Raw genomic sequence first — 20,950 nt, 5'->3', positions numbered from 1 at the left:
GTTAGGCGTCGAGGCAGTCTACGGGGAATCGACGTTGGAGCGGGTCAACTGCTCAATTCGATGACCCGCCTCTTTGTGATGTCGGCGGACAGGTCGCTGATCCCTGCTACAGCCCTAACCAGTGCTCTCTCAACGTCGTCATTGCGAGGAGCGCAGCGACGAAGCAATCCAGAGTCTCTCCGCGGTGGGATTCTGGATTGCTTCGCTGCGCTCGCAATGACGGAAGTTGTGGCAGCGCCTGTGGATGGGGTAACGGGCTCCGCATGGTCGCTTCGCTCATCCCCGCTACGGCCCTGACCACATCTCCGATGTCGTCCTGGCGAAAGGCCAGGATCCATGCCGCGCAATCCGGCCGTGGGGATCGGTAGCAGTACCGGACAGCGAGTCTTCCCCAAACCACTCCCTTGGGCAATCGCGACGAGCGCAAGCGCCCGCGCGGGATCCAGACGGTTCACAGGACGACGTCGAGGAGGGCGTCTTGTGTTCTTTCAGCCCTCAAAGGGCCTCCGGCAGAGCCACGAACACATATATCATTGAAACTGCTTTATAATCTTGATCGCCGACCCGCCCGGTAGAATCGCAACGGGCCAGATTCACCGGCCCACAAATCGCGCTGCACGCTCTTGCCGGAGCTTCTTCCCGAAGCGGGCGAGCCTTGCCGAAGTGGGCGAGCTTGGCGCTGCGTTGCAATCATCCGTCTTGCCCAATCGCACGCGATTGCGAAGGGCCAGGATCGCCCCCGAAGGAGTAATCCTTCCAGCGGCGTGACCAGCACGTTGAATCTCGAGCCCGCTACGCCCAAATTTCTTACGGACTTCCAGGAGAGGAGAATTCAGCCCAGCTCACAAGACAACAGGGAGGGAAGACCATGGCTCGCATAAGTCGGCGTGAGATGCTCAAGCTTTCTGGCGGCGGTGCGGTCGCGGCAAGGGCCGGTGGAATAGCCTCAATTCTTGCGCTGAAACAGGCACCCGCCTACGCCCAGGCAACGACGATTCATTGGCTTCGCTGGAACGATTTCGTTCCTGCCTCGGACGAGGTGCTGCGCAAGGTGATCGTTCCCGAATGCAGCAAGGCACTCGGCATCAAGCTCAACATTGAAATGATCAACGGCAACGACATCCAGGCACGCACCACCTCGGCGATTCAGTCCGGCACCGGACCCGACGTGATCTGCGCGCTCAACAACTGGGCGCAGCTCTACCCCGAGAGCGTCGCCGACGTCAGCGACGTAGCCGAGGAGATAGGCAAGGCGCAGGGCGGCTTCTACGAGGAATCACGTGTCGTCGCCAATGACGGCAAGAAATGGATCGCAGTCCCCTGGTGCGTGCTCGGCGCGCAATTGGCATACCGCAAGTCCTGGTTCGCGGAGATCGGATACGACGCTCCAAAGTTCCCGCAAACCTGGGAGGAATATCGCGAGGCCGGCAAGAAGCTCAAGGCGAAGGGCCGCCCCCTCGGGCAAACGGTCGGCCACAGCTTCGGCGACCCGCCGACTTATGCCTATCCCTATCTTTGGTCATGGGGCGGCAAGGAGGTCGAAGCGGACGGCAAGACGGTCGTGTTGAACTCCAACGCAACGGTCGATTCCGTCAAGTTCGCCGTCGGCTTCTGGAACGACGCTTACGATGAGGGCGGGCTCGCCTGGGACGACAGCAGCAACAACCGGGCCTTCCTCGCGGGCACGATCAGCTCCACGTTGAACGGCGCCTCGATCTATCTCGAGGCCAAGCGCAAGCCCGCGGTCTATCTGACCGAAACCGGCGCCCCGCTCTGGCAGGACATCCTGCACGCGCCGCTACCCAAGGGCACCGCCGGCCAGTTCGGCTATCATTTGCCGATGTCGAACATGCTGATGAAGTATGTGAAGGACCCCAAGGCCGGCAAGGAGTTCCTGCGCTGGATCACCTCGAAACCGGTCTATCAGGCATGGTTCGATTCGCAGCAGGGCTATTCCGTCGGGGCGACCACGGTTTGGGAGCAGGACAAGCTCTGGGACAAGGACCCCGTGATGCTGCCCTTCCGGACGGCCGCGCGGGCCGGACGCTTCCCTGGCTACGCCGGACCGGCCGACCGCCGCGCGGCCGAGGTACTGAGCAAGTACATCGTGGTCGACATGACTGCAAAGGCGATCCAGGGCATGCCGGCACAGGACGCGGTGAAATGGGCGCACGACGAGGTCGCCAGGATTTATGCCGCTTGAAGCCGCTTGTTCGGCGCGCTAGGTTTGCTTTCGCCTCGGCGCTGCGGCCCGTGGGCCGCAGCGCTCCGGCAGCCGTTCGGAGATTCGCTCGATGGCCGTCGACTCCGTCGCCGCTGCAAGACCCTATGTGGCCGCGCCGCGGCGCGGGCCGATCACGCGGGTTCTCGAGCACGAGCCCTGGTTCGCTTTCTTCCTGCTGCTGCCGACGGCGGTGCTGCTCGGCCTCTTCATCGCCTATCCCTTCATCAAGGGCGTGCTGCTGGCCGTGACCGACGCCAAGGTCGGCGTGCCCGGAAACTTCGTCGGACTGCAGAATTTCGCGGTGCTGATGAATGACAGCATCTTCCGCATCGCTGTCTGGAACACCATCCTCTACACGGCGGTAACGACCGTCTTCAAGCTGGCGCTCGGCTTGTGGCTTGCTCTGCTGCTCAACCGCCATTTCAGGGCCAAGGCCTTGACCCGCGCCTTCGTCCTGTTGCCCTTCATCATCCCGACCGTGCTCTCGACCTTTGCCTGGAAGTGGATGTTCGATCCGACCTTCAGCGTCATCAACTGGACGCTGTTTCACCTCGGCATCATCCGCACCCGCATCAATTGGCTGGGCGACCCCGGACTTGCGCTCATCTCCGTGATGATCGTCAATGTCTGGCGCGGCGTGCCGTTCTACGCAATCAGCCTGCTCGCTGGCTTGCAGACCATCAGCCCGGAGCTGGCCGAGGCGGCCGCGATCGATGGAGCGCGGCCCTGGCAACGCTTCCGCTACATCACCTGGCCCCTGCTGCTGCCGGTCACCATGGTCGTTGTGCTGTTCTCGGTGATCCAGACATTCGCCGATTTCCAGCTCGTCTATGTCTTGACCGGCGGCGGGCCGGCCAACGCCACGCAGCTCTTCGCCACATATGCCTATCAGATCGGCGTCGGCACGGGTCTGCTCGGCGAAGGCGCGGCGATATCGCTCGCCATGTTCCCGGTGTTGCTCGTCGTCGTCGTCGTGCAGCTCCTCTATATCCGCCGCGTGGAGACACACTGATGATAGAAGGTGCGCGCTGGCGTCGTTGGGTCTTCTTCAATCTGCCGCTCGCGCTGTTCGTGCTCGGGCTGCTCTTCCCCTTCTATTGGATGATGGTGACGACGGTGCGGCCGGACGCCGAGCTCTATCGGCCGTGGATGGCGCCGAACTACACGCCGTTCTGGACGCTCCATCCGACCCTTGACCATATCCGCTATCTCCTGGACGAGACACTGTTCAGCAGGTGGATGCTGAACACCTTCTTCATCTCCGTAGCTGCCACCGCGATCTCGCTCTTCTGCGGGCTCCTCGCCGGCTATGCTCTCTCCCGGCTCAAATTTCCGTTTGCCGGCAGCCTCGGCACCGGCATCTTCATCACCTATCTTGTGCCGCAAACGCTGCTGTTCATTCCGCTCGCCGATATCATCCGCAACTTTCGCCTCGGCGATACGCCCTGGGCGCTCATCCTCACATACCCCACCTTCCTCATCCCGTTCTGCACCTGGCTGCTGATGGGCTACTTCAAGGCGATCCCGCGCGAGCTCGAGGAATGTGCGCGCATCGACGGCGCGACGCGCTGGCAAGCGATGGTCTACATCGTCTTCCCGGTCGCCGTGCCGGGCATTCTCTCGGCCGGAATCTTCGCCTTCACCCTGTCGTGGAACGAGTTCATCTATGCCCTCGTCTTCCTGTCGTCGCCTGAGCAGAAGACGGTCTCCGTCGGCATCACTTCGGAGCTTGTCCGCGGCGACGTGTTCTACTGGGGCTCGCTGATGGCGGGGGCCCTTCTCGGTTCGGTGCCGGTGGCCCTGATTTATTCTTTCTTCGTCGAGTACTACGTCGCCGGGATCACCGGCTCCGTCAAAGGGTGACCGCAAAGGGTGACCACAAATCCGTCGAAGGGTGAGCCATGGCGCGGGTCATCATACGGAACTTGAACAAGAAGTTTGACGGGGTCCATGCCGTTAAGGACGTGAGTCTCGAGATTCGCGACAAGGAATTCGTGGTTCTTGTCGGTCCCTCGGGCTGCGGCAAAACGACGACGCTCCGCATGGTGGCCGGACTCGAATCGATCACGTCGGGCGAGATCTTGATCGGCGACAGGGTCGTCAACGAACTGCCCCCGATGGACCGTGACATCGCCATGGTGTTCCAGAACTACGCGCTTTACCCGCACATGAGCGTCTACGACAACATGGCCTTCGGCCTGAAGATGCGGGGGTTCGATCACGTCGAGATCGCAAAACGCGTGCAGGCCGCGGCCGAAATCCTTGGCATCCAGGAACACCTGAAACGCAAGCCGCGGCAGTTGTCCGGCGGCCAGCGGCAGCGCGTCGCTCTGGGCCGCGCCATCGTGCGGCATCCGCAGGTGTTCCTGTTCGACGAGCCGCTATCGAACCTCGACGCCAAGCTGCGCATCCAGATGCGGGTGGAGATCAAGAAGATTCACGACCGCCTCGGCACCACCGCAATCTACGTGACCCACGATCAGGTCGAAGCGATGACGCTCGGCGATCGCGTCGTCGTCATGAAGGACGGTTTGGTTCAGCAGGTGGGCGAGCCGCTCGAGCTCTACAACGAGCCCGCCAACCGCTTCGTCGCAGGCTTCATCGGCTCCCCAGCCATGAACTTCGCGACGGTGGAAATAGCCGATGCCGAGGGCGCCCTCTGGGCCCGCCATGAGGGCATCCGCATCAAGCTGCCGGACGGGATCGCGGGCCGGCTCCGGCGGCGCATGGGAGAAAATGTCACGCTCGGGATCAGGCCGGAGGATCTACACGTCGCATCTGGCAGCGATATGGCGGACCAGAGCTTCAATGCCGTGGTCGAAGTCATCGAGAAACTCGGCTCTCAGATTCTCCTGGACGTGAAGGTGGGCCCCACCACGATGGTGGCGGCAGTGGAGCCGACCGTCAAAGCGAAAGTGCATGACAGCCTTCGCCTCGCGCTGAATCCCGACCGGCTGTACTTCTTTGACGGTGTGTCGCAAGCGGCAATCTGACGTTATTTTCGGTTGAGTCCGATCGAGATGCCGCAGCGTGCTCGCACGTGCCGTAACCCGGCAGCGTCGATGCTGACCTACTCCGGACGCCACAGTCCGGCATGAATCAGGCGGCCCTTTGGGGCCGCCTGATTTAGCCTCAGAGCGGATGATCTATTGGCAGAGTTGCCGGACACCGCCAGCACCCTTGAAATAGGTGCCGGGCCTGCAGACGATGCCGTTGCGGGCGGCATACGTATTCCAGTTGCCGCTCCAGCCGTATTCGCCGCCGTACATGGCGTAGGAATTGCCCCAGCCGCCGACGGCAGCACCCGCAGTTCCTACAGCAGCGCCGGCCGCCGCGGGCTGGCGCTGAGCTGTTCGCCGAGATGACTTCCGATATCCATAGCCGCCGGTGTAGGCATTCCCGGTTCCAAGACCCGTGCAATTGGCAAATTCTGCTTCACAGGTGTCCGGATTGGCGAGGGCGGCCTGCGCCAGTGCAGCAGAGCTGGACAGGGCGGATGCTGCAATCACGACCGCGCCAAGAACTTTCAGGTTCATCATGGCTTGCTCCTTGCGGTTGGACCGTGGCGCAACACGCCACGTCTGGCGGTAGCCTATGGACGCTTGCGACGCCCGACTATGCGACTTCGGAAAAAATCGCACCGCCAGGCTGGGACTGCTTTGAGGTCATGAGCGACCGGCGGCGCCGCGCTCGTCGCTCACGAGTGACTGACTTCAAGGCTCTGAAAGACGAAGCCCTTTCAGCGCCTTGACCGTTGTACCCTGCCGCAGGCCGCGCAGTCTGGATTCCCGCGATATTTCGGGTAAGCTCACGCCGCCTGTGCAGAAAAACTTGCAAAAAATTGCGACGACATCCGGGAGGAAGTGATGCTCGACACCACGCTTAGCGCGCGCGTCCAGGTTTTCCTCGACAAGTTTGAAGCCGCGCTTGCGGCGGGCGATCTCGACGCCGCCGTGGGGATGTTCGCTCCGGAATGCTACTGGCGCGACCTTGCTGCCTTCACCTGGAACATAAAGACAATGGAAGGCCGCGATCAGATCCGCGACATGCTCGCGCATTGCCTTGCGCACGTGAAGCCGCGCAACTGGAAAATCGCCGAGGGTGAAGTGCCAACCGAGACTGGCGGCGTGACCGAGTCTTGGATCTCGTTCGAGACCGCGGTCGCGCGCGGATATGGCCTCCTCCGCCTGCAGAACGGCGACATCTGGACGCTCTTGACGACCATGTCCGAACTCAAAGGCCATGAGGAAAAGGCTGGCTTCAGCCGACCGCTCGGCGCCAGGCACGGCGTCAATCCCGGCGCCAAGACCTGGAAGGAACTGCGTGACGAAGAAGTCGAGCAACTCGGCTTCAAGACCCAGCCCTACGTGCTTATCATCGGCGGCGGACAAGGCGGCATTGCGCTCGGGGCGCGGCTGCGCCAGCTCGGAGTGCCGACGATCATCGCCGAGAAAAACGCACGCGCCGGCGATTCCTGGCGCAACCGCTACAAGTCGCTCTGCCTGCACGACCCTGTCTGGTACGATCATCTGCCGTATATTGATTTCCCCAAGAACTGGCCGGTGTTCTCGCCCAAGGACAAGATCGGCGACTGGCTGGAAATGTACACCAAGGTCATGGAGCTGAACTACTGGACGAACACCACGGCCAAACGCGCCAGTTGGGACGACACCAGGAAGGAATGGACCGTCGTCGTCGAACGCGATGGCAAGGAGATCACGCTGCGACCCAAGCAGCTTGTGTTCGCAACCGGGATGTCGGCCAAGCCGAACATGCCGAAAATCAAAGGCATGGAAACCTTCAAGGGCGAGCAACACCATTCCTCACGCCATCCCGGTTCCGACGGCTGCAAAGGCAAGACGGTGGTGGTGATCGGCTCGAACAATTCGGCCCATGACATCTGTGCTGCACTGTACGAGGCCGGCATCGACGTAACGATGGTGCAGCGCTCGACGACGCACATTGTGCGCTCGGATACGCTGATGGAGACCCTTGGCGATCTTTATTCCGAACGTGCCGTCCGCAGCGGAATGACGACGGCGAAGGCCGATCTGCTCTTCGCCTCGCTGCCATACCGGATCTTGAATCAGTTTCAAAAGCCGGTCTACGACAAGATCCGCCAGGACGACGCCGCCTTCTATGCCGGGCTCGAGAAGGCAGGCTTCAGGCTCGACTTCGGTGACGACGATTCCGGGCTATTCATGAAGTATCTGCGCCGCGGCTCGGGCTATTACATCGACGTCGGCGCCTCGCAGCTCATCATTGACGGCAAAATCAAACTGTTCGCTGGCCAGGTCGAGGAAATCACGCCCAACGGCGTCAGGCTCGACAACGGCAAGGAATTGCCAGCGGACGTGATCGTCTATGCCACCGGCTACAGCTCGATGAATGGCTTTGTCGCCGATCTCGTGAGTCGGGAAATGGCCGACAAAGTCGGCAAGGTCTGGGGCCTCGGCTCGAATACGACAAAGGACCCCGGTCCATGGGAAGGTGAGCAGCGCAACATGTGGAAACCGACGCAGCAGGAAGGACTTTGGTTCCACGGCGGCAATCTGCATCAGTCGCGGCATTACTCGCAATTCCTATCCCTGCAGTTGAAGGCGCGCTACGAGAGCATCCCGACGCCGGTCTACGGCCTGCAGACTGTTCATCACAAGGCCTGAAATTGCCGGGTGCACAGCGGGGCCCGGATTGGCTCATGCCACTTCCGGAGCTCCGCTCTCGCTATCACAAGGTCCGCCCTGTTTTCGCTGACCGTGGCCTCAACGTGCCGAAAGGAAGTCGAGATCGAGCGCTCTCACCACGCGTTGAGGTCGCTGACGAGCTGCTTGTCCAGAGATAGGCCTTCCATGCCGCTGGAAAGCAAAATACCGCTTCGGTCATGGTGTCCACTCCCGGGCATGTTCCGTTTGTGGTGCAAAAAGTGACCGACCTCGTGCGCCATGACGCCGATGAACGCTTCGCCGTAATCGAACACGGGTGGATTGCCCTGATCGACAACCACGCATACCTGCTGATCAGGCAGAAACTCGCCCGCCGCCTCATTGTCCATTGCATCATAGTCGCCGACGAGAAAGCACGTGAGATCGGCGTCGCGCCTCTTGAACGGCACGATATCTTTTCGAAAGACATCCCGCGATATTTTTGGCTCCAGGGCTTTCTGGACCGTAAACCATGTCGCATCGACAAGGGTGAAAAAGATGTTCGCCTGAGCCCCGAACGTCCAGTTCAGCTTGGTGAGAAGCCAGGGCACATCATCCGGCGTCCATTTCGTGGCGTTGATCACTTTGCCCGAATGATCGAGGTGCTTGAGGAATTTGAACGCGATCTTGAACTCTTTGCGTGGCAGAATGGCGACCTCCAACTTGATGCCTGTGTTGCCGCGCATGGCTTTGAGTTCTGGAATACCGACACCTTTGGCCGAGACCTTGAGGGCGCGCGCAAGGCCCTCTGGCCGTGCGGCGGCATAGAGCGCTGTACGCAGTCGCAGCAACTGATCTTCGCGCTCCTGGCTTCTTTGCTTCCTGAAGCGAGTGTCGATGTATTCCTGAGCGACGCGTTCGACGTGCTCGAGGCGCACATCGTCGATCTGTAACCGATCGCGATCATACGATAGGCGAACGTCCTTGCTGTCGCGGAGGCAAACCAGGTTGAAGCCTCCCCGAGGGACGATCATGAAGCTTTGCGCGGCGTACACACCAGAATGCTGCAAGAACTGAACGAAGCTCGCCATGACATCGCTCCGGGATTGAACTACCGGAAGTGTATTGTCGATCCATGCCGGGTCAATGTGCGCTTTGGGGGCAATTCCGTACCTTCCAAAGGGGCGCAGTGTTCTCGTGCGACCCGCTTGTTTCCCGAATGCATCAGGTGACGTAGAATGTCACGGCCCTTGAAGCGGGACGTGCCGACATCACCGTCCGGGCAAACGAGCAGCACTGGTGCTATCGGCAGGCACGCTCTCCTAGAGACCGTTTCTTTTTTCGGTTTCGCACCACCGTTCACCACGAACTTTGCGCGCTGCTTTTGCAGCGGCTTGTTCGGTATGTCGGGAGAAAAGCGATGACCAAAGTCGATCGAAGATCCGCACTGGGAATCGGGTTGGCAGCAGCTTCGGCTGCCATGATCAAGCCAGCCGCCGCTCAAGCCACAGGCTACAAGGATACGACGCCTTGGCCAGGTGTCGTGGTGCGTGAATATGAAGGCGAGACACCATCCCTGATCCCAGGTTTTAAGACCGTCTCAATGCGCGATATCATTATACAGCCGGGGTCGAAGACCATGGGGCCTCCGATGATGAATGCCATGGTCTGCCACATCACCGAAGGGGAGCTTCGGCTTGAGCAGGACGGAAAGACTTTTACGGGCAAGAAGAACTTTGTCTGGACCTGCAACAAGGAAACAAAAGAACAGGCGCACAACGACGGGAGTGTGGTCGCGATTATGCGGATCACGGACCTGAAGGCTTAAGGTCCGTTTCTTTTGCAAGAGTTGATGGTAGGAGCGGATGGCGCGCGACGACGCGCCATTCGTGTGCATGGCCGCTCAGGGTCCACAAGGCGACATTCCGTGATCGGAGCCGCATCTCCGCTTGGCCTTCGAAGGCAGACATCCCCGATTTGGGAGCACACGTCCTGGGAAACCGAAGGGGCGCCACGCGGCGCCCTCCGATCTCGCCGCATGTTACGACATTGCGGCGACTTCCGCAGCGGTGTCGTAATATTCCTGGAAAAACACCAGCTTTCCCTGGCTGTATTTCAGCACATGGGCCCATTCGTTCTTGCTGACCTTGCCCGTCTTTTTCATTCGCCCGGACGATACGCCGAGCACAACGACGGTATCGCCCTGCTCGATCATTTCGCGCGGCGCAAACTCGCTGAAGTCGACATTCTCGGCGACCTTCGCGAAGAAGCCGGCAATCTCCTGCTTGCCCTTGAAATGACCAGCCCACAGCAACTTGTCCCTCGGACCGGGTGTTATCCAGGTGCAGCCGTCATCGATAAGGTCGTTGACGAGGGTCGGAATGTCGCCCTGCTGGAAAAGCTCGTAGCCCCTTTTTGCAATCTCAAGATTGGATGCCATGAACCTGCTCCTTGGGAAATGGAATGCGATGGGTTGCTCGATGAATTTTCAAAATGCTCGCGTTCTCAAATTCGTGACGTCACCCCCTCTCAATCACTGAAACCGCCGCAATGGCAGTCGATCCGGTTGATGCCGCGTCCTTTCGCATCTCACATCCCGCGCGCAAGCGCGACCGCGCCGGACAGGATGAGGGCCACGCCGGCCGCCTGGCTCAGCCTGCGGCCGAGCGGCAGCAATTTCTCGCAGGCGACATAGAGCGCAATGCCGATGATCCAGATCAGATTCATCACGCCGCTGACGAACAGCAGAGCCATCAGAAACCAGCAGCAGCCGGCACAATAGCCGCCGTGGCGAATCCCCATGCCGAACGCGCCCATCGCGCCGGGGCGCCAGTGCTGGCTGAGGAACAATAGCGGGCTCTGACAGTAGCGAAGGCAGGCGGCCTTGAGCGGCGTGAACTGGTAGAGCCCTGCGGCCAGCAGGATGACGCCGCCCAACACCGCGCTTGTGCTTGCCATCGCCATTGACAGGAGCCCGGCGTGCTCGAGCAGCCATTGTGCCAGGACAGCAACGAGGCTGAACCCGGCCCATATCGCGAGATAGCCGGCGAGAAAGACCCAGGCTTCGATTGCAGCAGAGGGGGTGCGCTCCTTGCGCTTGACGGCCGCGTACAACAGCACGGTGGGCGCCGCACTCGGCACCATCATCGCGATCATCATCACCCACCACATGGCGAACAAGAGCGCGGCATAGACAGGCGTCCATGGCATCGGCTCCATGTCCGGCATCTCGGCCATCATCTCGATATCCATGCCGGCGCCGACGGCCAGGTAGGTCCAGGCCAGCGCCACCACCGCGACAAGCCCGATCGCAACGACCAGGCGATCGCGGCGCAGCACGTGTTCGAGCAGTCTCAGCTCGGTCATGAGGCCACCTGACTGACAGCGCGGCAAATCGGACAGCGAATTCAGCCGATCAGGCGGCAACACCCTCCGGCGTCTGCGCGATGGTGGCGAGCGAGCTGTGCGTGCCCTTCGTTTCGAACTTGATCGCGCCGGTCGAGCTGATGTTGGCAGAGGCGACCTCGGCGCCGCGGTGTTCGAAGCCTTCGGGCATCACGACCTGAATTCGATGAGGAGCGCCCGTCACCGGATTCTTGATCGGCTCGACCTCCGTCTCCAGCACGCCCTTGGCGACGAGCCTCGCGACGCGTCCGTTCTTGTCGAAGGAAAATTCGAACGGCACAAACAGCGGATCGTGAACGGTGGTCACGATCAGGCTGAGAATCTGGAACAGCGTGCCTTCGGCCGAATACTTGCCGGAGAAAATGTTGAACAGCGCCTGGCGCTGCTCTGGGCTCGCGCGCTCATCGATGATGGGCTGCATCTTCCCGTTGCCTTCATGCAGCGCTCCCGGGAAGTCGACCGTGGCCGCGAAACAGAGGCCGTCGAGCTTGGTGCCCTCGAAATGCCCTTTGGTGATCCTCATGCCGACCAGCCCTTTGCAAAAGCCGTGCGTCGGCCGGGCATTGAAATCGCAGGGACAGCCAAATGCACAATTGCAATTCTTGATCCATTCGCCTTCGAGACGCCAGTCCGGTGCAGCCATGGCACATCTCCCAATATGAGCAGGACGAGGCAGCCGCTTGATAATTGTAACAATGACGTTGAGCGTTGAATTCGTTTAGCCAGGAAACTGCGAGCGCGATCGATCGTCGATCAGAAAAGCCAGCTCGCGAAGTCTGTCGTGCGGACTGCAATCTACTGTCCCAATGAAAAAAGCATATCAGCCGCCGCCCGGGGCGTACAGTGAGACGCTGCCTCGATGGGCGGGAGCGGCGTCACCGGCGGAGCTCCGCCGTTGCGCGCCAGAAGATTGGGCAAAATCAGCGGAATGGTGCCCAGGGAGGGAATATCATACGCAATTACGGACACGACGAACGACTGTTTGGTCCTTCGCAGGGTGGCGAGCGCTTGGCACGGTGGTGGAGGTTCGCTGCATCGCGAAATCCACAATCGCGAGAGCCCGCCTTATTATTGGCTCGTTATTGGCTCGCGGCCCAGCTCGCTGGGAAGCATCCTTATGGCCTGCCTGAACCCGCTGCAAACTGGTTCCCAAAGCGCAAAAGGAGAGCCTTCCGGGTCGCCTGCGCCGATATCACAAGTATCGGTGGTTGCGGAGGCACGCAACACACGCTTCTTGCGATTGATCGATCAGGAAATTCCGAGGTTCATTGCATAAGCGGAAGATCCACGACGGTGTTGGACCAGCACCTCCAACACGTAAGCGGAGACGCGGCGCCGGTTGCCAACTAACTCAGCGGGCGCGATCCCGCCCCCTATAGACCAGTCGCGGTCTGGCCCAACGAGCCGACGCGAGTCCAAATTGGTTTGGTCGGAAGTGGGCCATGAAGAAATATCGATCAAGTTTCAGCAACTGACAGTTCGTTGGAGGAACAGGCGCGAAAAGTTCGAATTGGCTTTGGGCGATATCACGACTGGCCCAGCGTTTAGGAAAGTTCTTCGCGATACGGCGACAGGAGTCGAAGGGTGAAAAGGCACCTTCTTTTGATCTCTTGCGCACTTGCTGGGATAACGATCCTGCACTGCACCGCACTTGCGGAGACTGCCAAGCCAAACCCGGCTACTGCTCCCAGATCCGCACCCGACAAGACAGACGGACAGAGCTCGAAGACAGTTGAGGATTGCGAGGAGGAGTGGAGGGCCGATCGGGAAGCGATGATGAAACGCGATATGACGGAAGAGTCCTATGTCAAACAGTGCAGCGTAAAGGATGACGTGCCACCTATTCCCGAACCGAAGACGAATGCCGCTCCCTCGAGCCGCCCCAGATAGATCCGCCGGCCGCTAGCCAGTAGCGGCAAGCGTTCGAAATCCGGGGCAAATGATCAACTCTGCGCGAGCCGCCAATACCTGACGGCTAGTTTATGTCACGTTTCGCGCTGTGAAACGTTAGCGACGAGTTTGCTGTCATTTGCGACTGGTGTGCTGATGTTCAAGCATGTCACTATTGATCGCGGTCGCCGCGGACTGTTGGGCGCTGCAGGAGCGCTGATCCTCCAGGCGGCGCTCCGACCGACGACCGCATCGGGTCAGGACGCTGCTGGTCCGAAGATGAAAATCGGCATTATCGGCGCGGGTCACGTCGGCAGCACGATCGGCAGCCTTTGGATCGGGGCAGGCCATCCCGTCTTCTTTTCATCGCGTCATCCGGAGGAGTTGCGGGACCTCGTCGCGCGCCTCGGCCCACTTGCACAGGCCGGCACAGTCGATCAGGCCATTGCATTTGGCGATGTCGTCTTCATTGCCGTGCCTTACGGCGCGCTGCCGCAGATCAGCAGGGATTACGGCAAATCGCTGGCGGGGAAGATCGTGCTCGATGCCAACAACGCCGTGGCCAGCCGCGACGGCGCCATTGCCGACGAGGTCGAGCGCAGCGGCATCGGTGTTACATCGCAGAAGTATCTGCCCGGCGCGAGGCTGGTGCGCGCCTTCAACACGCTCAACTACAGGATCTTTGAACAGGAAGCGAAGCGGCCCGCCCCCAGGCTCGCGGTGCCGATTGCGGGCGATGATCAGGAGGCAGTCCAGGTCGCAGCGCAACTGGTGCGCGACGCCGGCTTTGATCCGGTGGAGGTCGGCAAACTGGCCGATGCGAGCCGCTTTCAGCGCGGCGCGCCGGGATATGGTCAGAATGTGAGCGCCGCGGAGCTCAGGCAGAAGCTGTCGCTGGCACCATGATGGCTTCCGCAGCGGCTCTCGGCGACTGGCTGCAGCGCACGGTGCCCGGTACCGCGCGAGAGCGGCAAACGGCGCTGTGGTCGTTCGCGTATTTCTTCACCTTGCTCGCCGCATACTACGTGCTGCGTCCGCTGCGCGATCAGATGGGCATTGCGGGCGGGACCAAAAACCTGCCCTGGCTGTTCACGGCCACCTTTGTCAGCCTGCTCGTCGCACAACCGATCTACGGAGCGCTGGTGGCGAGGTTGCCGCGGATCAGGTTTATTCCGATCGTCTACCACTTCTTCGTCGCCAACCTCCTTCTGTTTTGGCTGTTGCTGTTCCTGGACGTCGAAAAAGTTATCGTGGCGCGCGTGTTCTTCGTCTGGGTCAGCGTCTTCAACCTGTTTGCGGTCGCGGTGTTCTGGTCGTTCATGGCTGATCTCTTTACGTCGGAGCAGGGCAAGCGCCTGTTCGGGTTCATCGGTGCTGGAGGGACGGCTGGCGGGCTTCTGGGTCCCATCATCACGATCTGGCTGTCCGGGCCGCTCGGTCCGATCAACCTCTTGATCGCGGCCGCCATCTTGCTTGAACTGGCTGTGCTCTGCGTTCAGCGAATTGAGCGCGTGGCCGAACCACCGGCGGAAGTAGATGCTCCACAGCAGCGCATTGGCGGCAGCGCGTTCGCAGGCTTGTCCGAACTGATACGCTCGCCCTATCTCGTGGGTGTGGCCGGCTGGGTCAGCTTGCTTTCGTTTGGCGCGACGATTGCGTATTTCGCGCAGGCCAACATCGTGTCGGCAACGATGCACGACGCGGCAGCGCAAACCCGCCTGTTTGCAGCTATCGATCTCGCGGTGGGCCTCTTGAGCCTGGCAACACAGGTTTTCGCCACCGCCGCATTCCTCGAGCGCTTCGGCACTGGCATTTCGGCCGCGGCTTTGCCCGCCATCTATGTCGTGGGCTTCGGCGCGCTGGCGATTGCGCCGAGCCTGTCGGTCGTGGTGGCACTCCAGGTCGCACAGCGCTGGATGAATTTTGCAATCGCAAATCCGGCGCGGCAGGTCTTCTTCACCGTGGTTGGACGCGAGGAAAAGTACAAGGCCAAGAACCTGATCGACGTGGTGATCTACCGCGGCTCCGACGCGCTGTATGGCTGGGTCTATCACAGCCTGCAGGCGCTGGGACTCAAGCTTGGCGCCATCGCGCTCTGCGCGCTGCCGATCGCAGCGGGCTGGGTCCTTCTCTCGACCGCGCTGGGGCGAACGCAGGAGCGTCTTTCGACGAAAGCAGATGACGAAGGAGCGCCGGCATGCCGATCCGAATGACCCGCCAAGTGACCCGCCGCGACCTTGCTGCACTCACCGGCGGATTTCTGGTATCGACCAGAGCCGTTGCCCAAACCCAAACGGAGACACAGCCCCTCACCCGTGCGATTCCCACCAGCGGCGAGCGCATTCCCGCCGTTGGACTAGGCACCGCCTATGTTTTCGATGATAACAACGAAGCGACCCGCAGCAAGGCCGATGCGATCGTGCAGGCGCTGATCAAGAATGGCGGACGGCTGATCGACACGGCGTCAACCTACGGCGACGCGGAGAGCGTGCTGGGCCAGGTCACGGCAACGGCAGGACTGCGCGACAAGCTCTTCCTCGCCACCAAGCTCGAGTCGCCCGACGCCCGGGAACTCAAGCGATCCCTGGCTCGACTGAAGACCGCAAGCGTTGATCTGCTGCAGCTCCACAACGTCAGGAGCAAGCAACAATCTCTCGAACGCTTCAGGGAGTGGAAGAAACAAGGCCTATGCCGCTATGTCGGCATCACTTCGACGTTCCGCCGCGACTATCCCGCGCTCGAGGCCGTGCTGGAACGGGAGAAACCTGATTTCGTCCAGATCGACTATTCACTCGACAACCGCGGGGCTGAAAAAGCCATCCTGCCACTGGCGGCCGAAATCAGAGCCGGCGTGTTGACGGCCTTGCCTTACGGCAATGGCAGATTGTTCAAGGCGGTGCGCGGCAAGGAATTGCCGGACTGGGCGCGAGTGTTCGCGAACTCGTGGGGACAGTTCTTCCTGAAATATCTGCTCGCCGACTCGCGTGTGACCGCCGTGATCCCCGGGACCGGCGATCCCAGCCACATGACGGACAACGCTGGCGCGATGCGTGGCCCGTTGCCCGATCCCGATCAGCGCCGTCGAATGATCGAGTTCGCCGATTCGCTTTGATCATGACTCGCCGTCGCCACGGGGGCGCAGGTTGCCGAGCAGTGTCGTCGATCTCTGAACCCCAAGCGGAGAAATCCGCGAGCGCCCTTCGCGCCGATCATCCAGCGAACGCGATCGTACAGGATCGTGCTCCAGCGTGGAAACCGCCAACTCTCGGGCCACCGGCGTCGGATCGACGATCGACGACAATATCGCCTCCGGCCGCGCGAGAATGTGTTCGATGTGCCGCTTGCCGATGAGACCCGCTCCCATCACTGACAGGGGGACGGGTGCACTCATACGATGCTATCCCTTCTTCTCATCAAGCAGCTTGGCCACACGACGCAAGCCGAGCAGATAACCCTGAGTGCCGAAGCCTGCGATGACCCCATCAGCTCGTTTGGAGACAAACGAGTGGTGGCGGAATTCCTCGCGTTTGTGCACGTTGGAAATGTGCACCTCGATCATTGTCCCCTCGAACGTGTTCAAAGCATCCAGGATGGCGACCGACGTATGGGTGAAAGCCGCGGGATTCATTACGATGCCGGCAGCCGTCTCGCGCGCCTCGTGGATCCAGTCGATCAGCTCGTATTCTCTGTTGGATTGATGAAAGCGAATCTCCAGGCCAAGCTCCTTGGCTAGCGCTCGGGAATCCCGCTCCACATCCGCAAGCGTCTCGTGACCGTAGATGTGGGGCTGGCGCTTGCCAAGCAAATTGAGATTTGGCCCGTTGAGGACGTAGACAAGACGACTCATAGAAGAACTCCGTTCAGTGATGGGCGAGGATCTCACCAAGGAACTGCTTGGTGCGGGCGTGCTGTGGATTGCGGAAGAAAGCGTCGGGCGCGCCTTCTTCGATGATCTGGCCTTCGGCCATGAAAATCACACGATCAGCAACCTGGCGGGCAAAGCCCATCTCGTGGGTGACGCAGATCATGGTCATGCCGTCGTTGGCGAGGCCTATCATCGTATCGAGTACCTCCTTGACCATTTCGGGATCGAGAGCCGAGGTCGGCTCGTCAAACAGCATCACCTTGGGCTGCATGCAGAGCGCACGCGCAATCGCGACGCGCTGTTGCTGGCCGCCCGAAAGTTGGGCTGGATACTTCTCGGCCTGATCACCGATGCGCACGCGCTCAAGGTATTTTCGTGCGGTCTCTTCCGCCTCGGTCTTGCTGATGCGGCGCGCGCGAATAGGCGCGAGTGTACAGTTCTGCAAGACCGTCATATGCGGAAAAAGGTTGAAGCTCTGAAAGACCATTCCGATGTCCTGACGTACGACATCGATAGCCTTGATGCTGTCGTCCAGGCGATGACCATTCACTACAATGCTGCCCTGCTGGATCTCCTCCAGGCGGTTGATACAGCGGATCAGCGTCGACTTGCCCGAACCGGACGGACCGCAGAGCACGATCTTTTCGCCCTTGCGCACGGTGAGATCGACGTTGCGGAGAGCTTGGTACCCGCCGTACCGCTTCTGCACGCTCTTCATTTCGATCAGGATCTGGTCCCGCATGCTGGTCTCCGCTATCGGGCGGCGGCCAACGCGGATCGCGCGTCGGCCGCTCGCAGTGGCTACTGGACTGTGAAAGGAACGCCTGGGACCGAATCAGGGAAGATCGGCACGGGCGCCTTCATCCATTTGGCGTAAAAGGCGGCCAACTTGCCGTTAGATTTGATCTGGTCGATGAATTCGTTGGCCGTCTCGTTCCACTCCTTCTCTCCGAGGCGCGTGCAGGCCCCGTTGTACAGAGCAGTGAAGTGAAGCTTGGGCTCGAACCCAAGTTCAGGCTTTGCGGCGTTCAGACGCTGGGGGTAGAAGCTGTTCGCGCCGACGGCCTGCACCTGACCGGAGAGCAGCGCCTGGATCGTGGCCGCGTCATCATCAAACCTGCGGATTTCGGTGCCTGCTGGAGCGCTATTGGTGACCTGGGTGTCCTGCGTCGAGGACCTCGGAACGCCAATAACGTACTTGCCCATATCGGCATTGCTATTGATCGGGGTCGCCTGGGCAGCGACAAGCGTGATCTCGTTGGCGACATACGGCTTGGAATATTGCACCGCCTTCGCGCGCTCGGGCAGCATGGCCATGGTTGCGAACAGAATGTCTACGCGGCCTGTGGTCAGCGCCGGAATACGATTGGCCACCGCCAGCGGGACGAACTCGGCCTTCACGCCGAGATAGTCAGCGAAGGCGCGCCCCATATCGGCATCGATGCCGTCCTGCTTCCCCGAGCTATCGACATAGCCCCAAGGAGGATTATCGCCCTGAATGCCGATGACGACGACGCCCTTCTTCTTAACGTCTTCCAGAGTGCCCGCCTGCGATTTACTTGCGACGGCGATAGCCCCCAGCGTCAGCAGCGCAATGCCGAACTGGCGACGATTGAGTGAAAACAACATATCTCCTCCCGATGATGGCTGTATGTGATTGAGCAGGTGCGCCCGTTCCTACCTTTGATTGGCCAGGGCGAGCCTGGCCTCCATGCGACTGCCCCACCATGAGAGTGGCCAGCAGAGGATGAAGTACATTGCGCCGACCACGCCGAAGACGAGCAACGGCTGGAAGGTTTGGTTCGATACGATTTGACCGGCGCGGGCGAGTTCGATGAAACCAACGATGGCGGCGAGCGAAGTGCCCTTGATGAGCTGTACGAGATAGCCGATGGTCGCCGGCAGCGAGATGCGGATCGCCTGCGGCAGCACGATGTCGCGCATGCGGGACGAATAGTGCAGTCCAAGCGCCATCGCCGCCTCGGTCTGGCCGCGCGGCACGGCCTGTATCGCTCCGCGCCAAATCTCACCAAGGAAGGCGGAGGCGTTCACGGTGAAACCGATCGCCACCGCGACGAAGGCGTCGAGCTTCAGCCCGGTTAGCGCCAATCCGTAGTACACGACGAAAAGCTGCAGCAGCAGCGGAGTGCCCTGGAATATCCCGATGTAAATGCGGATGACCCGCTCTACCCCCTTATGACCACAGGTGCGCAGCAATGCGACAGCTAGCCCCACCGTGCAGCCGCCTGCAAACGCGACCAGCGTAAGCAGCATCGTCCATTGCAACCCACGCAGCAGGAAACCGAACTCAGGAGGACCAAAATGCGGTGCCATGATCTCCCCCTCAGCGTGTCGGATATGAGAAGAAGCGGTGAGAGACGACCGAGAAGCCCAGCATCAACAGCCAGGAGATCGCGAGATACAGGAAGGTTACGGAAAAATAGACCTCGAAGCTGCGGAATGTGTCGCTTTCGATGCGCTGCGCAACCGAGGTCAATTCGTAAGCCGATACGGCCGAACAGATCGATGAGGTCAGCGTCAGCATGATGAACTGCCCCGTGAGCGAGGGGTAGATCGCGCGAAGTGCGGGCTTGAGCACGATGAACCGGAATACCTGCCATTTATGCAGTCCGAGCGCGTAGCCGGCCTCTACCTGTCCCTTATGAATAGACTGTACCCCGCCGCGGATGATCTCGATGGCGTAGGCGCCGCCATTGACACCAAGTGCGATAATGGCGGTGGCAGTCGGATTGAGCTTCAATCCGATGAGCGGCAGAGCAAAGAACAGAAAGAAGATCTGCACCAGGAAAGGCGTGTTTCGCACGATCTCGACGAAGCCGATCACGCTGGCACGCAACCAGGCCGCCCTCGCATCGCGTGCCGCGACGCCGGCGACACCGATAATCATTGCGAGCGTCATTCCGGCAAGCGCCAGGCCCAACGTACCCACGCACCCCCACAGTAGCGCGGGCATTGCATGCCAAACCACCGAGAAATCGAGCGTGTAGCCCATCTTGCGTTTCCTCTCGGGCGTTGTGCGTGCCGCTCGCCCATCGGCCGGGTGTCACCCTCCCAGGGATGCAAAAGTGGCGAAGAAGACGTCTGGATCAGGTGAGATGCCCGTGAACAGGCGGAATGCTTCGGTGCCCTGGAAGATCGCCATGCCACCGCCATCGACGGTGCGGCAGCCGAGGGCACGTGCCGCCCGCAGCAGTGCAGTTTCCAGTGGGAAGTAGACGATCTCAGCGACCCACAAATCGGGACGCAGCAGGGCCGTCGGCAGCGGCGTGCCCGGATACTTGTCCATGCCGATCGGCGTTGCGTTGACAATTCCGTCTGCGGCAGCCACTGCCGCTGCAACATCCTGGCCGACCCCTAAGCGCGCTTCTGCAAATCGGGGGGACAATCCGTCGACCACGCCCTGCGCCTTGGCGGAGTCGAGGTCTATGATGGTCAGTTCCTTCACGCCGAGCTTCATGAGCGCGAAAGCTGCCGCCGCGCCTGCACCACCCGCGCCGAATTGGACAACGCGGCCGAGCGGCGCACCCCCCATGTTGCGGCGAAAGTTCTCGGCGAAGCCGAACCAGTCGGTGTTGTGGCCGGTCATTCGGCCATTCCTGATGACCACGGTATTCACCGCACCAAGCGCTTCTGCATCCGACGAGAGCTCGTCCAAGAGTGGAAGGATCACCTGCTTGCACGGATGCGTCACGTTCAATCCGCTGAAACCCATCCGCTTCGCGGCGGTGAGCAATTCGGGCAAGGCTTCGACGCCGAGCTTCAACTCGGCCAGATCGATCTTCTTGTAGAGATAGCGAATGCCGGCGGCGTCGGCGGCCGCTTCGTGCATGGGCGGGGTGCGGGACGCAGCGATGCCGCTGCCGATCAGGCCGACGAGAAAGCTGGACTTCGGATGCATGCTCG

General features: G+C 60.8%; 20 protein-coding genes and 1 pseudogene. 9 read left to right on the top strand and 12 right to left on the bottom strand.

Features of this window, described 5'->3' with window-relative positions; all coding sequences use genetic code 11:
* The first annotated feature begins 868 nt into the window (after positions 1 to 868).
* The 4 genes from MTR72_RS06885 (at position 869) to MTR72_RS06870 (ending at position 5,217) form a co-directional block, all read left to right on the top strand.
* Positions 869 to 2,203, top strand: a complete 1,335-nt coding sequence (locus MTR72_RS06885; RefSeq protein ID WP_280968099.1) for an ABC transporter substrate-binding protein — start codon at positions 869 to 871, stop codon at positions 2,201 to 2,203.
* 91 nt (positions 2,204 to 2,294) lie between these two features.
* Positions 2,295 to 3,236 carry a carbohydrate ABC transporter permease gene (locus MTR72_RS06880; protein ID WP_280968098.1) on the top strand — a complete coding sequence of 314 codons (942 nt, stop codon included), beginning with the start codon at positions 2,295 to 2,297 and terminating at the stop codon, positions 3,234 to 3,236.
* Positions 3,236 to 4,087 carry a carbohydrate ABC transporter permease gene (locus MTR72_RS06875; RefSeq protein ID WP_280968097.1) on the top strand — a complete coding sequence of 284 codons (852 nt, stop codon included), beginning with the start codon at positions 3,236 to 3,238 and terminating at the stop codon, positions 4,085 to 4,087. Before MTR72_RS06880 ends, MTR72_RS06875 begins: the two co-directional genes overlap by 1 nt.
* A gap of 38 nt (positions 4,088 to 4,125) precedes the next feature.
* Positions 4,126 to 5,217 (top strand): ABC transporter ATP-binding protein, encoded by a 1,092-nt coding sequence (locus tag MTR72_RS06870; RefSeq protein WP_280968096.1) that lies wholly within the window; start codon positions 4,126 to 4,128, stop codon positions 5,215 to 5,217.
* Positions 5,218 to 5,370: 153 nt separating this feature from the next.
* Here MTR72_RS06870 and MTR72_RS06865 read toward each other — a convergent pair whose 3' ends face one another.
* Complete coding sequence (locus MTR72_RS06865) at positions 5,371 to 5,763, bottom strand: hypothetical protein (protein WP_280968095.1); 393 nt, start codon at positions 5,761 to 5,763, stop codon at positions 5,371 to 5,373.
* A 327-nt stretch (positions 5,764 to 6,090) separates the two neighbouring features.
* Between MTR72_RS06865 and MTR72_RS06860 the strand changes: the two genes are divergently transcribed.
* The gene (locus MTR72_RS06860) at positions 6,091 to 7,887 is read left to right on the top strand and encodes a flavin-containing monooxygenase (protein WP_280968094.1); all 1,797 of its coding nucleotides are present in this window, start codon (positions 6,091 to 6,093) and stop codon (positions 7,885 to 7,887) included.
* A 134-nt stretch (positions 7,888 to 8,021) separates the two neighbouring features.
* Here MTR72_RS06860 and MTR72_RS06855 read toward each other — a convergent pair whose 3' ends face one another.
* Positions 8,022 to 8,957, bottom strand: a complete 936-nt coding sequence (locus tag MTR72_RS06855) for a hypothetical protein (RefSeq protein ID WP_280968093.1) — start codon at positions 8,955 to 8,957, stop codon at positions 8,022 to 8,024.
* A 329-nt stretch (positions 8,958 to 9,286) separates the two neighbouring features.
* Here MTR72_RS06855 and MTR72_RS06850 point away from each other — a divergent pair, with 329 nt between their 5' ends.
* A complete protein-coding gene (locus MTR72_RS06850) occupies positions 9,287 to 9,694 on the top strand; it encodes a hypothetical protein (RefSeq protein ID WP_280968092.1) in 408 nt (135 codons plus the stop codon).
* Positions 9,695 to 9,907: 213 nt separating this feature from the next.
* On the opposite strand, the gene MTR72_RS06845 is transcribed toward MTR72_RS06850, so the two are convergent.
* From MTR72_RS06845 to MTR72_RS06835, 3 genes are all read right to left on the bottom strand, one after another.
* Positions 9,908 to 10,306, bottom strand: a complete 399-nt coding sequence (locus tag MTR72_RS06845; protein ID WP_280968091.1) for a nuclear transport factor 2 family protein — start codon at positions 10,304 to 10,306, stop codon at positions 9,908 to 9,910.
* 149 nt (positions 10,307 to 10,455) lie between these two features.
* Complete coding sequence (locus MTR72_RS06840; RefSeq protein ID WP_280968090.1) at positions 10,456 to 11,232, bottom strand: DUF2182 domain-containing protein; 777 nt, start codon at positions 11,230 to 11,232, stop codon at positions 10,456 to 10,458.
* Positions 11,233 to 11,281: 49 nt separating this feature from the next.
* Positions 11,282 to 11,914 (bottom strand): DUF1326 domain-containing protein, encoded by a 633-nt coding sequence (locus MTR72_RS06835; RefSeq protein WP_280968089.1) that lies wholly within the window; start codon positions 11,912 to 11,914, stop codon positions 11,282 to 11,284.
* A 1,403-nt stretch (positions 11,915 to 13,317) separates the two neighbouring features.
* On the opposite strand from MTR72_RS06835, the gene MTR72_RS06830 reads away from it, so the two are divergent.
* From MTR72_RS06830 to MTR72_RS06820, 3 genes are read left to right on the top strand one after another with little or no spacing between them, the layout of a single operon-like run.
* Complete coding sequence (locus MTR72_RS06830) at positions 13,318 to 14,067, top strand: NADPH-dependent F420 reductase (protein WP_280985396.1); 750 nt, start codon at positions 13,318 to 13,320, stop codon at positions 14,065 to 14,067.
* Positions 14,064 to 15,374, top strand: a complete 1,311-nt coding sequence (locus MTR72_RS06825; RefSeq protein ID WP_280968087.1) for an NTP/NDP exchange transporter — start codon at positions 14,064 to 14,066, stop codon at positions 15,372 to 15,374. Before MTR72_RS06830 ends, MTR72_RS06825 begins: the two co-directional genes overlap by 4 nt.
* On the top strand, positions 15,359 to 16,273 hold the full coding sequence (locus tag MTR72_RS06820) for an aldo/keto reductase (RefSeq protein ID WP_280968086.1): 915 nt from the start codon (positions 15,359 to 15,361) through the stop codon (positions 16,271 to 16,273). The genes MTR72_RS06825 and MTR72_RS06820 overlap by 16 nt, the downstream gene beginning before the upstream one ends.
* Before the next feature lie 144 nt (positions 16,274 to 16,417).
* Here MTR72_RS06820 and MTR72_RS06815 read toward each other — a convergent pair.
* The 7 genes and pseudogenes from MTR72_RS06815 to MTR72_RS06785 all read right to left on the bottom strand — a co-directional run.
* A pseudogene (locus tag MTR72_RS06815) lies at positions 16,418 to 16,552 on the bottom strand (gfo/Idh/MocA family oxidoreductase); the annotation flags it as partial.
* Positions 16,553 to 16,558: 6 nt separating this feature from the next.
* Entirely contained in the window at positions 16,559 to 17,008 is a 450-nt protein-coding gene (gene aroQ, locus MTR72_RS06810; protein WP_341510250.1) for a type II 3-dehydroquinate dehydratase, read from the bottom strand.
* A gap of 13 nt (positions 17,009 to 17,021) precedes the next feature.
* Positions 17,022 to 17,768, bottom strand: coding sequence for an amino acid ABC transporter ATP-binding protein (locus MTR72_RS06805; RefSeq protein WP_280968084.1), 747 nt, complete (start codon positions 17,766 to 17,768; stop codon positions 17,022 to 17,024).
* A 59-nt stretch (positions 17,769 to 17,827) separates the two neighbouring features.
* Positions 17,828 to 18,655 (bottom strand): transporter substrate-binding domain-containing protein, encoded by an 828-nt coding sequence (locus MTR72_RS06800; RefSeq protein WP_280968083.1) that lies wholly within the window; start codon positions 18,653 to 18,655, stop codon positions 17,828 to 17,830.
* A 48-nt stretch (positions 18,656 to 18,703) separates the two neighbouring features.
* Positions 18,704 to 19,360, bottom strand: coding sequence for an amino acid ABC transporter permease (locus MTR72_RS06795; RefSeq protein WP_280968082.1), 657 nt, complete (start codon positions 19,358 to 19,360; stop codon positions 18,704 to 18,706).
* A 10-nt stretch (positions 19,361 to 19,370) separates the two neighbouring features.
* A complete protein-coding gene (locus MTR72_RS06790) occupies positions 19,371 to 20,039 on the bottom strand; it encodes an amino acid ABC transporter permease (protein ID WP_280968081.1) in 669 nt (222 codons plus the stop codon).
* A gap of 51 nt (positions 20,040 to 20,090) precedes the next feature.
* A complete protein-coding gene (locus tag MTR72_RS06785; RefSeq protein WP_445819561.1) occupies positions 20,091 to 20,945 on the bottom strand; it encodes a shikimate dehydrogenase in 855 nt (284 codons plus the stop codon).
* Between the last annotated feature and the right edge of the window lie 5 nt (positions 20,946 to 20,950).

This window comes from Bradyrhizobium sp. ISRA442 (genome assembly GCF_038085055.1).
GTDB lineage: Bacteria > Pseudomonadota > Alphaproteobacteria > Rhizobiales > Xanthobacteraceae > Bradyrhizobium.
Note: the sequence above shows the minus strand (reverse complement) of the source record. Positions and strands in the feature narration are given on the sequence as shown.

Coding starts and splice junctions, on each gene's coding strand:
- MTR72_RS06885 (WP_280968099.1), top strand. CDS start 869: ATGGCTCGCATAAGTCGGCGTGAGATGCTCAAGCTTTCTGGCGGCGGT.
- MTR72_RS06880 (WP_280968098.1), top strand. CDS start 2,295: ATGGCCGTCGACTCCGTCGCCGCTGCAAGACCCTATGTGGCCGCGCCG.
- MTR72_RS06875 (WP_280968097.1), top strand. CDS start 3,236: ATGATAGAAGGTGCGCGCTGGCGTCGTTGGGTCTTCTTCAATCTGCCG.
- MTR72_RS06870 (WP_280968096.1), top strand. CDS start 4,126: ATGGCGCGGGTCATCATACGGAACTTGAACAAGAAGTTTGACGGGGTC.
- MTR72_RS06865 (WP_280968095.1), bottom strand. CDS start 5,763: ATGATGAACCTGAAAGTTCTTGGCGCGGTCGTGATTGCAGCATCCGCC.
- MTR72_RS06860 (WP_280968094.1), top strand. CDS start 6,091: ATGCTCGACACCACGCTTAGCGCGCGCGTCCAGGTTTTCCTCGACAAG.
- MTR72_RS06855 (WP_280968093.1), bottom strand. CDS start 8,957: ATGGCGAGCTTCGTTCAGTTCTTGCAGCATTCTGGTGTGTACGCCGCG.
- MTR72_RS06850 (WP_280968092.1), top strand. CDS start 9,287: ATGACCAAAGTCGATCGAAGATCCGCACTGGGAATCGGGTTGGCAGCA.
- MTR72_RS06845 (WP_280968091.1), bottom strand. CDS start 10,306: ATGGCATCCAATCTTGAGATTGCAAAAAGGGGCTACGAGCTTTTCCAG.
- MTR72_RS06840 (WP_280968090.1), bottom strand. CDS start 11,232: ATGACCGAGCTGAGACTGCTCGAACACGTGCTGCGCCGCGATCGCCTG.
- MTR72_RS06835 (WP_280968089.1), bottom strand. CDS start 11,914: ATGGCTGCACCGGACTGGCGTCTCGAAGGCGAATGGATCAAGAATTGC.
- MTR72_RS06830 (WP_280985396.1), top strand. CDS start 13,318: ATGTTCAAGCATGTCACTATTGATCGCGGTCGCCGCGGACTGTTGGGC.
- MTR72_RS06825 (WP_280968087.1), top strand. CDS start 14,064: ATGATGGCTTCCGCAGCGGCTCTCGGCGACTGGCTGCAGCGCACGGTG.
- MTR72_RS06820 (WP_280968086.1), top strand. CDS start 15,359: ATGCCGATCCGAATGACCCGCCAAGTGACCCGCCGCGACCTTGCTGCA.
- aroQ (WP_341510250.1), bottom strand. CDS start 17,008: ATGAGTCGTCTTGTCTACGTCCTCAACGGGCCAAATCTCAATTTGCTT.
- MTR72_RS06805 (WP_280968084.1), bottom strand. CDS start 17,768: ATGCGGGACCAGATCCTGATCGAAATGAAGAGCGTGCAGAAGCGGTAC.
- MTR72_RS06800 (WP_280968083.1), bottom strand. CDS start 18,655: ATGTTGTTTTCACTCAATCGTCGCCAGTTCGGCATTGCGCTGCTGACG.
- MTR72_RS06795 (WP_280968082.1), bottom strand. CDS start 19,360: ATGGCACCGCATTTTGGTCCTCCTGAGTTCGGTTTCCTGCTGCGTGGG.
- MTR72_RS06790 (WP_280968081.1), bottom strand. CDS start 20,039: ATGGGCTACACGCTCGATTTCTCGGTGGTTTGGCATGCAATGCCCGCG.
- MTR72_RS06785 (WP_445819561.1), bottom strand. CDS start 20,945: ATGCATCCGAAGTCCAGCTTTCTCGTCGGCCTGATCGGCAGCGGCATC.